The organism is Pseudomonas sp. LAMO17WK12:I5, from assembly GCF_900215165.1.
In the GTDB taxonomy this organism is placed as follows: domain Bacteria; phylum Pseudomonadota; class Gammaproteobacteria; order Pseudomonadales; family Pseudomonadaceae; genus Aquipseudomonas; species Aquipseudomonas putida_A.
Map to the genome: position 1 here is coordinate 191308 of NZ_OBDS01000007.1, position 13197 is coordinate 204504.

Below are 13197 nucleotides of genomic sequence, written 5' to 3' on the forward strand. Positions count from 1 at the left end.
ATCGCCCTGTTCGTACACTGATTCCAATGCTCCATTGAGGCCCATGCCTCGGCCGCTTTCACTTCACGGTGAAAGCGGCTTTTTGCTTTCTGGCGTGCACCATTCGTCTTCTTCAACCGAATCGTTGAACAATCCGACCGCTTTCACTGGCCTGGATCAATATTCGCGTTTGTAACTTCCCCTAACGTAAATGTTCCAGGCCTTCGCTGAGGTTTGAACTACAGTGCTTCACGCGCACTTTGCTGCGCTGACGAAGTACCCGCGAGCCCGCCTGTAATCGAACAATTAAACGGGCCGCACGGTGTAGAGCAGCAAGGAGCTGACGCAATACCTTCCCCCTGAACCTTTTCACGGATGAACTTCGTAATGCACTGCCTAGAACGCACTTTCGATATCCAGCCCCTGACCCAGGCGGATATGACCGTCCACATCAATGGTCAACCGGTGACGGCGGCCATTGGCGAAACCGTCCTGAGCGTTATCCAGTCCCTTGGCGTGCGCCAGGTCGCACGCAACGACCACGGCCAGATCAGCGGCGCCTACTGCGGCATGGGTGTGTGCCAGTGCTGCCTGGTGAAGATCAACGGCCGCCACAAGCGCCGTGCCTGCCAGACCGTGGTGCGCGACGGCATGCAGATCGAAACCCAGGTCAACCGCATCAACGAGCAGGAGGTCGTATGAGCCTGCAACCGGTGATCGTCGGCGGTGGTCCGGCGGGAATGGCGGCGGCCATCGAGCTGGCGCGTCATGGGGTGCGCTGCACCTTGCTCGAAGAGGCCTCGCGTCTTGGTGGCGTGGTCTATCGCGGGCCGCTGCGCGACGGCGTGCAACTGGATTATCTGGGGCCGCGCTATTCCGAAGCCCTGAGCAAACTGCACGGTGATTTCCAGGAACAGTCCGGGTTGATCGACGTGCGCCTCAATCATCGCGTGGTCGGCGCCGAAGGCACCCGCGCGCTGGTGGTGCTCGACGGCGACGAGCAGCTGCACGAGATCGAATATCCGCAATTGCTGCTGGCCGCCGGCTGCCACGAACGCAGCGTGCCGTTTCCCGGCTGGACCCTGCCGGGGGTGATCATGCTCGGCGGCCTGCAACTGCAAATCAAAAGTGGCGTGGTCAAGCCGCAGGGGCCGGTGGTCATCGCCGGTACCGGGCCGTTGCTGCCACTGGTGGCAACGCAGCTGCACGCGTCCGGCGTCAAGGTCGCGGGCGTGTACGAAGCCTGCGCCTTCGGCAAGATCGCCCGCGAAAGCCTGGCGTTGCTGAACAAGCCGCAGCTGTTCCTCGACGGTTTGAGCATGCTCGCTTACCTGAAACTGCACGGCATCCCGATGAACTACGGCTGGGGCGTGGTCGAAGCCCACGGCGACGGCGAGCTGAAAAGCGTCACCGTGGCACCTTACTCGGCCACCTGGGAGCCGGATCTGACGCGCATCGAGCGCTTCGAAGCGCAGACCCTGGCGGTCGGTTACGGCTTCATTCCGCGCACCCAGCTCAGTCAGCAGATGGGCCTCGATCACGGTTTCAGCGACGACGGTTACCTGCGCGCCAATTCGAACAACTGGCAGCAAAGCAACGAGCCGCACGTGCATCTGGCCGGTGACATGGGCGGGATTCGCGGTGGTGAAGCGGCGATGCTCGCCGGCAAGATCGCCGCCACCTCGATCCTGCTGCAACGCGGGGTGATCGAAGAAGAACTGGCACAGGTACGCCGCGATCGTTATCTGGGCAAACTCAAATCCATCGTGCGCTTCCGTGCGGCCGTCGACCGTTACACCGAACGCGGTGTCGGCCAGACCGCTTTGCCGGCCGCCGACACAGTGATCTGTCGCTGCGAACATGCAACCCGCGCGGACATTGATCTGGCACTGGAGCAGGGCGTGCAGGACATCGCCAGCCTGAAAATGCGCACCCGCGTCAGCATGGGCGATTGTCAGGGGCGGATGTGTGTCGGCTACTGCAGCGACCGCTTGCGTCAGGCCACCGGGCGCAAGGACGTCGGCTGGCTGCGTCCGCGCTTCCCGATTGATCCGATCCCTTTTTCCGCGTTCCAGTCCGTCGGCACGGAGGCCGCATCCCATGAGTAAGTTCTATGACGTGATCATTGCCGGTGGCGGCGTGATCGGGGCGTCCTGCGCCTATCAATTGTCCAAGCGCCAGGGCCTCAAGGTGGCGGTGATCGACGCCAAGCGCCCGGGCAACGCGACCCGCGCTTCGGCCGGAGGCTTGTGGGCCATCGGTGAGTCGGTGGGGCTGGGCTGCGGGGTGATTTTCTTCCGCATGATGTCGGCCAACCGCAAGCGCGAAACCCAGGGCGCGGCGGTCGCGGTGGACGCCAGCACGCCGCACATCCTGCCGGAGTCCTTCTTCGATTTCGCCTTGCAGTCCAATGCGCTGTACCCGGCGCTGCATCGCGAGCTGAAGGACAGGCACGGGATGGATTTCAAGTTCGAAAAGACCGGGCTGAAGTTCGTCATCTATGACGACGAAGACCGCCTCTACGCCGAGCACATCGTCAGTTGCATTCCGCATCTGGCCGATCAGGTACGCTGGCTCGATCAGGCCGCGCTGCGCGAGGCTGAGCCGAGCGTCAGCCACGAGGCGCGCGGCGCGCTGGAGTTTCTCTGCGATCACCAGGTCAGCCCGTTCCGTCTCGCCGATGCCTACATGGAAGGCGCGCGGCAGAATGGCGTCGACATCTTCGTCAACACCAACGTCATCGGTGTGTTGCACCACGGCAGCCGCGTGACTGGCGTGCAGACGGCCGAGGAGGGCGTGTTCCACTGCAAGACCCTGATCAACGCCGCTGGTGCCTGGGCGGCGGACTTGAGCGAGTGGGCCACCGGTGTGCGGATTCCGGTGAAACCGGTGAAAGGCCAGATCCTGCTGACCGAGCGCATGCCGAAAATCCTCAACGGTTGCCTGACCACCAGCGACTGCTATGTGGCACAGAAGGACAACGGCGAGATCCTGATCGGCAGCACCACCGAAGACAAAGGCTTCGACGTCACCACCACCTACCCGGAAATCGCCGGACTGGTGCAGGGCGCGGTGCGCTGCCTGCCGGAACTCAAGGACGTCAACCTCAAACGCACCTGGGCCGGTTTGCGTCCGGGCTCGCCGGATGAGCTGCCGATCCTCGGGCCGATGCGTGGGGTGGAGGGTTACCTGAATGCCTGCGGACACTTCCGCACCGGTATTCTGACCTCAGCGATCACCGGCGTGCTGCTGGACAAACTGGTCAATCAGGAAGCGCTGCCGCTGGATATCACACCGTTCCTCGCGGATCGGTTTGAGGTGGCGCCGGTCAAGCAAGAACGTGAATTAGAGCTGGCCTGATCCAATCCCCTGTAGGAGCTGCCGCAGGCTGCGATCTTTTGATTTTGTTTTTTTAAGATCAAGATCAAAAGATCGCAGCCTGCGGCAGCTCCTACAGGGTTTTCGGTCGTTCACAAAACCTGTGGGAGCGGGCTTGCCCGCGAAGGCGTCAGTGCTGTAGGCCTGAAGCGTGGATCTGTGCAAGGAGATCAGACCTTGCGCGCTTCCTCTTCCAGTTGATCCGACTCGAACAACCGCGCCAGTTCCGCTCGGGCTTCCTGGGCGGTTTGCAGGACTTTGGCCGCGTCGTCGTAGACCGCGTGCTGGGCTTCCAGCACCTGTTCGTCATGGTGTTTGAAACGCTTGATCCGCGCATCGGCCTGGGCCTGGGTCAGACCGAGGCCGACCAGGGTGCGGCGGCTCATTTCCAGACTGGAGTAATAGGTCTCGCGAATCGCTTCGGCGCCGACATCGACCAGGCGGTGCACGTGCTGACGGTTACGTGCGCGAGCGATGATCTTCATGTGCGGATACAGCTTGCGCACGATCTCGGCGGTCTTGATGTTGGTCTCCGGATCGTCCGTGGCAATCACGAAATACTCCGCCTCACCGACTTTCGCCGCGTTAAGGATTTCTGGGCGCATCGGGTCGCCGTAGAACACCGGCACACCGCCAAAACTGCGCGACAGTTCGATGGTTTCCACCGAGGTGTCCAACGCCACGAACTTGATGTTCTGCGCCCGCAGAATCCGCGCCACGATCTGGCCCATCCGGCCCATGCCGGCAATCACCACGCGCGGTGCCTCGGTGTCGATTTCGCGGAATTTCTCCGGCACCTCCACTGGCTGCACTTTCGGGCTGACCAATCGTGCACAGATCAACAGCAGCAACGGCGTCAAGGCCATCGACAGAGTGATGGTCAGTACCAGCAAGTCATACAGGCGCGGTTCGAACAGACCCTGATCGCGCCCGATCTTGAACACCACAAAGGCAAATTCACCGCCGGCGGCGAGCACGATACCCAAGCGAATCGCACTGACTTTGGTCAGCCCACCGGCCAGACGCCCGACCACAAACAGCAGCGGCAACTTCAAGCCGATCAGCAGCAGCGTCAGGCCCAGCACGGTGATCGGCGCACTCAGCAGCAGACTCAGGTTGGCGCCCATGCCGACGCTTATGAAAAACAGCCCGAGCAGCAGGCCTTTGAACGGCTCGATCTGCGCTTCCAGTTCATGGCGATACTCCGAGTCCGCCAGCAGCAGGCCGGCGAGGAAAGCCCCGAGCGCCATCGACACGCCGACCAGATCCATCAGCCACGCCGTACCGATCACCACCAACAATGCGGTGGCGGTAGAGACCTCCGGCAGACCGGTTTTCGCCACTACGCGAAATACCGGGCGTAGCAGATAACGTCCACCGACTACCACCACGGCGATCCCGCCGAGCACTTGCAAACCGTGGTTCAGGCTTTCCGCGTTGCTGCTGGCGTGGGCGCTGCCGGCGAGCATCGGCACCAGCGCGATCAACGGGATCGCGGCGATGTCCTGAAACAGCAGAATCGCAAACGCCAGTCGCCCGTGGGGGCTGGTCAGCTCCTTGCGCTCGGCCAGGCTTTGCAGGCCGAATGCGGTGGACGACAGCGCCAGACCAAGGCCGAGCACAATCGCACTGTTCAGCGGCTGACCGAACACGTACAACGCCAGCACGCCGATCACTGCCGCCGTCAGCAGCACCTGCGCCAGACCTACGCCGAACACCGACTTGCGCATCACCCACAAGCGACGGGGTGACAGCTCAAGGCCGATGATGAACAACAGCAACACCACGCCCAGTTCCGAGATATGCGCAACGCTCTGCGGATTGCCAATCAGGCCGAGCACCGACGGGCCGATGATCACCCCCGCCAACAGATAACCGAGCACCGCGCCCAGTTGCAGACGCTTGGCCAGTGGCACGGTGAGCACGGCTGCGAAGAGAAACACGACAGCGGCTTGTAACAGGTTGCCTTCATGGGGCATGGGTTGACTCCTGACAGCGGTACGGCGGGGGGTGACAAGGATAAGGGCTGCGCCGCTCGTCAATCCACCACAAAACCCTGTGGGAGCGGGCTTGCTCGCGAAAGCGCTGGTTCAGTCGATGTTGATGGCGACTGTGACACCGCATTCGCGAGCACACCCGCTCCCACATGGGCGATATCATCAAATCTGTAATAAATTGCATCATTTGGTTACATTGATAGCCTTCACGAATCAATCTTTTCGAGTCCGCCATGGCCATCAACTTCGACCTCAACGACCTGCAAGCCTTTCGCGCCGTGGTCGAGCAGGGCAGTTTTCGCAAGGCCGCCGACACCGTGCGCCTGTCACAACCGGCCCTGAGCCGACGCATCGAGAAGCTTGAAGACGCCCTCGGCGTAAAGCTGTTCGAGCGCACCACGCGCAAAGTCAGCCTGACCCAGGCCGGGCGTGGCTTCATGCCCAGCGTCGAGCGTTTGCTGGATGATCTGGACGTGGCGCTGCTGGGCATCAGTGAAGTCGCATCGACCCGACTCGGTCATGTCACCGTGGCTTGCGTACCCTCGGCGGCGTACTACTTCATGCCGCGGGTGGTCGCTCGCTATCACCAGCAGTTTCCGCGAATCAAGGTCAAAGTCCTCGACTCCAGCGCCCACGACGTGTTGAGCGCAGTGGTCAACGGCGAGGCGGATTTCGGGTTGAGTTTTCTGGGCACGCAGGATGCCAAGGTCGATTTCGAACCGCTTGTGCAGGAGTGCTATGTCGTCGCTTGCCGGCGCGATCACCCGTTGGCCGGACGCAGCAGCGTGACCTGGGACGAGTTCTATCAGCAGGATTACATCTCGCTGGACAAGACGTCGGGCAACCGTTTTCTGCTCGATCAGGCCTTGAGCAGCGTGGTGCCGCAGCGCCCGAGCATCTGCGAGACGCGGCATGTGACGACCATGATTGGTCTGGTGGAGGCGGGGCTGGGGGTGGCGGCGGTGCCGCTGATGGCGATGCCCGGGCCGGATCATCCGATCCTGACGCGGGTGCCGCTGACAGATCCGCAAGTGATGCGCAGTGTCGGCATCCTCAAGCGCCGGGGTCGCACGTTGACCCCGGCGGCATTGGAACTGGAGCGGCTGGTAGTGGAAATGAAAGTCCAGCCACCAACGCTTAGCGCTTGACCGAATCCAGCCCGGTGGCTTGCACGTCAGCCTGGGCGGCAGGCGCGGCAAGATAGTCGAGCAGGGCCTTGGCCTCTTTTGGATGCTGCGCGCCGACCGGGATGCCGGCGGCGAAGCGCGTCACCGACTGCACCGACTCCGGAATCTTCCCGACAAACGTCACCCCCGGCACCGGCAGCAATTCGCTGACCTGCTGGAAGCCCAGTTGATAATCGCCGGTGGCAACCACCGAGCCGACCGGGACTTTTGGGACCATTTTCGCTTTCGGTTTCAGTTGATCTTCAACGCCGAGTTTGTTGAACAACTCCTTCTCGATGTACACGCCGCTGGCGCTGTCGGAGTAGGCCACCGATTTTGCGTCGAGCAGGGTTTTCTTCAGGCTTTCGACGCTGCTGATGTCCGGCTTCGGCGCGCCTTCACGTACCACCAGACCGATCCGCGAATCCGCCAGTTCGACCCGCGAGACCGGATCGACCTTGCCCTGTTTGATCAGGTCATCGAGGGCGTAGCCGACCATGATCACCACGTCGGCGTGCTCACCGCGAGCGAGGCGGTTGGGGATTGCTTCCGGGGCTTTGCCCATCGACGGACCGAGCTGGGTATCGAGGGTGTTGCCGGTGGCGGCCGCGAATTTCGGGCCGAGGATTTTGTAGGCGGCGGTGAAGCCGCCCGACGTCATCACGTTCAGCTGTTCAGCATGGGCCAGGGCGCTGAAAGCGAAGAGGGCGATGGCGCTGAGATTGATCAGTTTTTTCAAGGTGATTGCTCCTTATGCGGCAACCGGTTGCAAACGGCCGCCTGCGCGGCGATAGAGGTACAACGTGGCGCACAACGCGCACAGTGCGCCGACGCTCATCCAGTAACCCGGCGCCGCTTTGTCGCCGGTGTACTGGATCAGGAAGGTCGACATCGCCGGGGTGAAACCGCCAAAAATCGCGGTCGCCAGGCTGTAGGCGAGGGAGAAACCGGCTACTCGCACTTCCACCGGCATGATCTCGGTCAGCGCCGGAATCATCGCGCCGTTGTACATGCCGTAGATGAACGACAGCCACAGCAGCGACAGCAACATGTGACTGAAGCTCGGCGCCTGCACCAGGTACGACAGGGCCGGATAGGTGGTGGCCAGTGCCAGCAGCGCCATGGCGATCAGCACCGGGCGCCGGCCGACACGGTCGGACAACATGCCGCCAATCGGCAGCCAGAAGAAGTTCGACACGCCAACCAGCAAGGTCACCAGCAACGCATCGGAAGTGCTCAGGTGCAGCACGGTCTTGCCGAAGGTCGGCGCGTACACGGTGATCAGGTAGAACGCGGTGGTGGTCAGCGCGACCATCAACATGCCACCGAGCACCACGCCCCAGTTCTGGCCAAGCGTGCGGAACACTTCCTTCATGCTCGGGCGGTGTTTGCGTGCGGCGAACTCTTCAGTTTCCGCCAGGTTACGCCGCAGGAAAAAGATGAAGGGCACGATCATGCAACCGACGAAAAACGGAATGCGCCAGCCCCAATCGGCAACCACATCCGGCGCCATCCACGCGTTCAGCGCATAGCCCAAGGCTGCCGCGACGATGATCGCCACTTGCTGACTGGCGGACTGCCAAGCGGTGAAAAAGCCCTTGCGGCCAGGGGGGGCGATTTCCGACAAGTACACCGAAACACCGCCCAGTTCCGCACCGGCGGAGAAGCCCTGCAACAGCCGTCCGATCAACACCAGCGCTGGCGCAAACAGACCGATGGTCTCGTATCCGGGCACCAGCACAATCAGGATCGTGCCGCTGGCCATGATCGACAGGGTGACGATCAACCCTTTGCGCCGACCGACGTCATCGATGTACGCACCCAGCACGATGGCGCCCAGTGGACGCATCAGAAAGCCTGCGCCGAATACGGCAAAGGTCATCATCAGGGAAGCGAACTCACTGCTCGCCGGGAAGAACACCGCCGCAATCTGCGTGGCGTAGAAGCCGAACAGAAAGAAGTCGAACTGTTCGAGGAAGTTGCCCGAGGTGACCCGGAAAATGGCGCCGGCCCGCGAGCCGCCGTGTGGGATTGAGGCTGTCATAGAAAAATCTCCACCGCTTTTATGACGTGCGCGACGTGGAAGCGGCGCACGGTTGTTATTGCGGCGGATGGTCGCGCAGCTGTAACAGGATGTTAATTGCATTGTTGGCATGGATTGATGTGCAAAACGGATCAATTCCCTGAAACACCACTTCCTGTGGGAGCGAGCCTGCTCGCGAAAGCGGTGGTTCAGGTAATGAAGATGCTGCATGTACCGATGTCATCGCTGGCAAGCCAGCTCCCACAGTTTTTGCGGTGTACCCGCTGTCCCTGCAACACCAAGCAAACCTGTGGGAGCTGACTTGCCAGCGATAGCGGCCTCACAGGCAACTACAATCCCTGGCCAGTCCACGCAAAAACAAGGAATGATTCCAGTCCTCCGCAGTCGGAGTTCAGGTATCACACATCTGAAGGAGGTTCACCGATGAACAGCAAAACCCTAATCGCCAGCCTGGCCCTGGTCGCCGGCATTGCCGGGATCAGCCCACTTGTTCAAGCGGCGCAAACCTCAAGCGAACCCACGGTCCAGTCGCCGACCAGCGACCGCGAATTGAAGGTCAACGACCGGGCTCCAGACATTTATCAGCGCAGCGACAAAGCGTTGAAAAACTGGAAACAGAAAGGCTTGAAAGCACCGGTCGATCAGGCGCAGTGGGTGCAGATCAATGACAAGTACGTGATGGTCATGATCACCAATGGCACCATTGTCGAGATGCAACCTGTCGAGCGTTAAGCACTTCGGTAACAATTGGCCATGGACGGTCGATTGCATTCGGGCGCCATTCGGGTAAAACGCGACGGGCGTTTCGAGTGACTGGATGTCAGGAGCAATCGTTGGAAAAGAAACCGCTTTATCGCAAAGTAAATACCACTGCTCACAACGTCTGGCGCAGCAATCAGGGCAGTCACTATCGGTATGAGCGTAATACCAAAGCCGAGAGGCGTAGCGAGGCGACGCGGGGTTCGATGCATGGAATCAAGCATCACGGCTACGATTACACGCCATTATTTCGCTTTCTGTTATCTCGCGTCGGAGGTAACTGGGATGAGATTTACAGTGAGGCGCTGGCGCGCCTTGATCGTCCGGAGCCAGTGTTCTGGATGGTGTCCATCCATGAAGATGATCGCGAGGACATTGTGCGACTGGGTGAGTCGAGCTACTTCAATGGCCTGTACGTCGATGAGCAAAAGCGTCTGCAAATCGTCAACCCGGACTTGAAGGCCGAGGAGATGAAACCCCATTGCCAGTGTTGCACCCATACTTTCAATGGCGTTGTGTTTGGCTTGCCTCCTGATTGAGTGTTTCCACTCGATAAACCGCCAATCATTGGTTAATGAGTTGCGAACAGCTGCCATTTCTGGGAAAACGCCCGCCAGTTAAGCAATTGAGTGAATGTCATGAATGATGAATTGCAGGTAATCGATCTTCAGGTGGGCGAGGGCAAGGTTGCCGTCAAAGGCGCGCTGATTACCACCCATTACACCGGCTGGCTGGAAGACGGCAGCGAGTTCGATTCTTCTCACAGCCGTGGCAAACCTTTCCAGTGCGTGATTGGCACGGGCCGGGTGATCAAGGGTTGGGATCAGGGGCTGATGGGCATGCAAGTGGGCGGCAAGCGCAGACTGCTGGTGCCGGCGCATTTGGGGTACGGCGAGCGGACGATGGGCAAGATTCCGCCGAATTCGAATCTGGTGTTTGAGATTGAATTGTTGGAGGTTTTGACGCGGGAGGATTGAGGCGGATGCAGTAACGACATCGCCTCTTGGCCTAAGAATCCGAGCTGCCTTCAAGCCCAGTGCAGCGGTGCGGCCTGGGGGAAACAGATGTCTACTTCCAGTTTCGCTGCGGCCGACAGATTGACCAGCGCATCCAGAGAAAATTTGTCGATTTTACCGTTGAGTACGTCATTGAGGCGTGGCTGAGTAATCCCCAAGCGCTTGGCGGCTTCCTTCTGAGGAAGCTCCCAGGCACGAACCGTCTCGCAAAGCGTGCGCATGAGTTTGGCCCGCAGGCGCATGTTGGCCGCGTCCTGCGGCGTGTCTTCCAGCGCGTCCCAGATGCTTGAGAAATGCTGGGAAGGGTGTTGATGATCCTTCATGGCTTAACCTATTTCCTGGTATCTGGCGCGTGCCAGTTCTATATCTCGCGTTTCAGTTTTGCGAGTGGTCTTTTGCATGGCGTGCAGCACATAAATCGCGTCAGGCCGATTGACCACATAAAACACTCGAAACGCTCCTGAGTCTTCGGTGATTCTGATTTCATTGACACCCCGTCCTACGGTTTTCATGGGGCGCCAATCAAAAGGCTCGTCGCCCTGTTGCAACAGATCCAATTGAAATCCCGCAGCTCTGCGAGCATCCAAAGGAAAAGCTCTCAGATCCTTGAGTGCACTTGCGACAAACACCACATCCTTGTGTCTTGGCATCGACTTCTCCTTTGTTGAAAGGATAAGCGTAATGGCTCCGACGAAAATGCGTTGCGGCGGTGTGTTGCAAAGAGTGGCAGAGGTCACCTATCAGCAGGCTATATCGAAACCGATATAAATCAAGCTTGATTTTCTTTATCTGATATTCGGTATCGACATCGCCAGTTTGCTTCTACAGGGGATTAGAGCAGGGCACGCGTATCATGAGCCTCAACCCCAAGCGCTGAGCCACAGTGCCTAAGGCTGTGCCGCGCTGAACAGTGGAATCCGCCCATTGAGCGATGGGCGGTAATGCCACGTCAGTTGTTGCAGATTCACACCCTGATCAAGGATTTCTCTGACAGTCGCAGCGGCAATGCTCAGCGCCAGCGTCTGCCCCGGACACTGATGCCGGCCGCTGCCAAAGCTGAAACTGCCCCGGTCAGGACGATCCAGCAGAAACCGCTCGGGCTCTGCATTCAACAATGGATCGCGGTTGGCCGAGGCCAGCAGTACCAGAATCACCTCTCCGGCCTCGAGCCGCACGCCATCGATCTCGCAAGTCTGCGCGACAAAGCGCCGAGTGTTCTGCACTGGCGGATCAAAGCGCTGAACCTCGGCCAACAGTGCGTCCACTGAGGCATGGCGCAATTCGGGCTGACGTCGCAGCGCAATCAGTGCATTGCCGATCAGTCCCGCACTGGCCTCGAACGTCTGCGAACAGAGACCGATCAGGTTGGCGATCAGGGTTTCTTCGTCTCCTGTAAATCGCTGCTCGATCGCCTTGAGCAACTCGCTATCGGCTTCGGCCAGCAACTCGATGAAATAGCCGTGCAATTGCTCCGCCGCCGCATGCGCCGCCGCCAGTTGCAGGTCATTGCTCAGCGGCGACAGGCAGGCGACGAAATCCGCGGTCAGCTCACTGATTGCCCGGCCTTGCGCCGGGGAGAAGCCGAGCAGCGCCGCGACCACGCACACCGGGCCGCGAAACATCGCCTTATATAAGCCGTCGGCGTCCGCTGTAATCAAACGCGCGGCCACCAGTGCGCGTACTTGCTCCTCATCTATCAACTGCAGTGACGGCTCGATTGCCGCACGCGGACAGCGCTGACGTTCGCCATCGTTCATCCGCATCAACTGCCCGAACACCTTGCCGGCCAGCCCCGAGGCAATCGCCTTGGGCACCGGTTCCTGCAACGGTCGCACCCGACAATCGGCATGCGTCAGCACCGCACGCACCGCTCGGGCGCTGCTGGCGACCCACAGCTTCAATCCATGATCAAAGGTCAGTCCGCCCTCGGCGCGCAGTTTGGCGTAGTAGGGGTAGGGATCGGCATGCGTCGCAGCGATGATCGGGTCCATGGTTCACAGCCTTGTCGTCGGGAAAGTGATGCGAGTATCTTCAGTCCGCAGCGACGACGATTCGTCGGGGAGCGAAATATGCACGCAGAACATCAAGACATCGGCGTTTCGCAGGTGGCGGCCGCCATCGCCGAACCGGCACGCACGAAAATTCTCTGCTCGCTGATGGACGGCCACGCCCGCACCAGCACTGAATTAGCGGCCGTGGCGGAAGTCAGCGCCTCCACCGCCAGTGCACATCTGGCCAAGCTCAAGGATCTGGCACTGGTGCGCCTGCACGTGCAGGGCCGCCATCGTTATTACAGCCTCGCCGATCAGCGCGTGGCTCAGGCGCTGGAAGCGTTGATGGTGATCGGACAGAACGCCGCACCTAGCTTCAAGCCGCACACCCCGGATCGCCTGCAATTCGCCCGCACCTGCTACGACCACATGGCCGGCACGCTGGCGGTGTTGCTCCACGACCGTTTGCTCGAGGCGGGGTGGCTGGTGGAAACCGACGAGCGGGTTTATCGCTTGAGCGGCACCGGCGACGCGTTGTTTGCGAGCTTGGGAATTGAGGTGCAGGACTTGAGTACCTTGCGCCGCAAGTTTGCTTGCCCGTGCCTGGACTGGAGCATGCGCCGGCCGCATCTGGGCGGTTCGTTGGGCGCGGCGTTGTTGCAGATGGCATTGAAACGCAAGTGGGTGACGCAGGATCTTGATAGTCGGGCGTTGGCGCTCACCGTGGCGGGGCGAAAGGAAATGGGTATGCGGTTTGGTCTTGAGTTGCCTTTAGACGCGAAGATCAAAAGATCGCAGCCTGCGGCAGCTCCTACAGGAAGTGTGCACATTTGAAAAATGTCGACTGTTGCGAATTAATGTAGGAGC

The 13197-nt window shown here is 60.3% G+C and carries 14 protein-coding genes; 8 read left to right on the plus strand and 6 right to left on the minus strand.

The annotated features are described in order from the left end of the window. Positions 1-366: 366 nt before the first annotated feature. Genes hcnA through hcnC form a run of 3 tightly spaced genes read left to right on the plus strand, consistent with a single transcriptional unit; the run spans position 367 to position 3339 of the window. Positions 367-681 carry a cyanide-forming glycine dehydrogenase subunit HcnA gene (hcnA, locus tag CRO59_RS14155; protein WP_027613237.1) on the plus strand — a complete coding sequence of 105 codons (315 nt, stop codon included), beginning with the start codon at positions 367-369 and terminating at the stop codon, positions 679-681. After that, the gene (gene hcnB / locus CRO59_RS14160; RefSeq protein WP_097088037.1) at positions 678-2087 is read left to right on the plus strand and encodes a cyanide-forming glycine dehydrogenase subunit HcnB; all 1410 of its coding nucleotides are present in this window, start codon (positions 678-680) and stop codon (positions 2085-2087) included. The genes hcnA and hcnB overlap by 4 nt, the downstream gene beginning before the upstream one ends. Then, complete coding sequence (gene hcnC, locus CRO59_RS14165) at positions 2080-3339, plus strand: cyanide-forming glycine dehydrogenase subunit HcnC (RefSeq protein ID WP_097088036.1); 1260 nt, start codon at positions 2080-2082, stop codon at positions 3337-3339. The genes hcnB and hcnC overlap by 8 nt, the downstream gene beginning before the upstream one ends. A 188-nt stretch (positions 3340-3527) precedes the next feature. Here hcnC and CRO59_RS14170 read toward each other — a convergent pair whose 3' ends face one another. Then, complete coding sequence (locus CRO59_RS14170; RefSeq protein WP_096795893.1) at positions 3528-5336, minus strand: monovalent cation:proton antiporter-2 (CPA2) family protein; 1809 nt, start codon at positions 5334-5336, stop codon at positions 3528-3530. A gap of 251 nt (positions 5337-5587) precedes the next feature. Here CRO59_RS14170 and CRO59_RS14175 point away from each other — a divergent pair, with 251 nt between their 5' ends. Beyond that, the gene (locus CRO59_RS14175) at positions 5588-6502 is read left to right on the plus strand and encodes a LysR family transcriptional regulator (RefSeq protein WP_097088034.1); all 915 of its coding nucleotides are present in this window, start codon (positions 5588-5590) and stop codon (positions 6500-6502) included. On the opposite strand, the gene CRO59_RS14180 is transcribed toward CRO59_RS14175, so the two are convergent. Both CRO59_RS14180 and CRO59_RS14185 read right to left on the minus strand, forming a co-directional pair. After that, a complete protein-coding gene (locus CRO59_RS14180) occupies positions 6492-7259 on the minus strand; it encodes a substrate-binding domain-containing protein (RefSeq protein WP_097088032.1) in 768 nt (255 codons plus the stop codon). The genes CRO59_RS14175 and CRO59_RS14180 overlap by 11 nt on opposite strands. 12 nt (positions 7260-7271) lie before the next feature. After that, positions 7272-8564 (minus strand): MFS transporter, encoded by a 1293-nt coding sequence (locus CRO59_RS14185; protein ID WP_097088030.1) that lies wholly within the window; start codon positions 8562-8564, stop codon positions 7272-7274. Between the two features lie 423 nt (positions 8565-8987). On the opposite strand from CRO59_RS14185, the gene CRO59_RS14190 reads away from it, so the two are divergent. The 3 genes from CRO59_RS14190 to CRO59_RS14200 all read left to right on the plus strand — a co-directional run bounded on the left by CRO59_RS14190 (position 8988) and on the right by CRO59_RS14200 (position 10300). Continuing rightward, a complete protein-coding gene (locus CRO59_RS14190; RefSeq protein WP_027613230.1) occupies positions 8988-9296 on the plus strand; it encodes an RcnB family protein in 309 nt (102 codons plus the stop codon). 101 nt (positions 9297-9397) lie between these two features. Then, positions 9398-9862, plus strand: coding sequence for a hypothetical protein (locus tag CRO59_RS14195; protein ID WP_097088029.1), 465 nt, complete (start codon positions 9398-9400; stop codon positions 9860-9862). A gap of 99 nt (positions 9863-9961) precedes the next feature. After that, positions 9962-10300 (plus strand): FKBP-type peptidyl-prolyl cis-trans isomerase, encoded by a 339-nt coding sequence (locus CRO59_RS14200; RefSeq protein WP_097088027.1) that lies wholly within the window; start codon positions 9962-9964, stop codon positions 10298-10300. Between the two features lie 50 nt (positions 10301-10350). Here the strand turns inward: CRO59_RS14200 and CRO59_RS14205 are convergent, their stop codons facing one another. The 3 genes from CRO59_RS14205 to CRO59_RS14215 form a co-directional block, all read right to left on the minus strand. Further along, on the minus strand, positions 10351-10662 hold the full coding sequence (locus CRO59_RS14205; RefSeq protein ID WP_095139682.1) for a helix-turn-helix domain-containing protein: 312 nt from the start codon (positions 10660-10662) through the stop codon (positions 10351-10353). Positions 10663-10665: 3 nt separating this feature from the next. Further along, positions 10666-10989 (minus strand): type II toxin-antitoxin system RelE/ParE family toxin, encoded by a 324-nt coding sequence (locus CRO59_RS14210; protein WP_027613227.1) that lies wholly within the window; start codon positions 10987-10989, stop codon positions 10666-10668. Positions 10990-11226: 237 nt separating this feature from the next. Next, positions 11227-12330: a cytochrome P450 gene (locus CRO59_RS14215; protein WP_097088025.1), complete on the minus strand. Its 1104-nt coding sequence runs from the start codon at positions 12328-12330 to the stop codon at positions 11227-11229. Between the two features lie 78 nt (positions 12331-12408). On the opposite strand from CRO59_RS14215, the gene CRO59_RS14220 reads away from it, so the two are divergent. Beyond that, positions 12409-13164 (plus strand): helix-turn-helix transcriptional regulator, encoded by a 756-nt coding sequence (locus CRO59_RS14220; RefSeq protein WP_097088022.1) that lies wholly within the window; start codon positions 12409-12411, stop codon positions 13162-13164. The last annotated feature ends 33 nt before the right edge of the window (positions 13165-13197 follow it).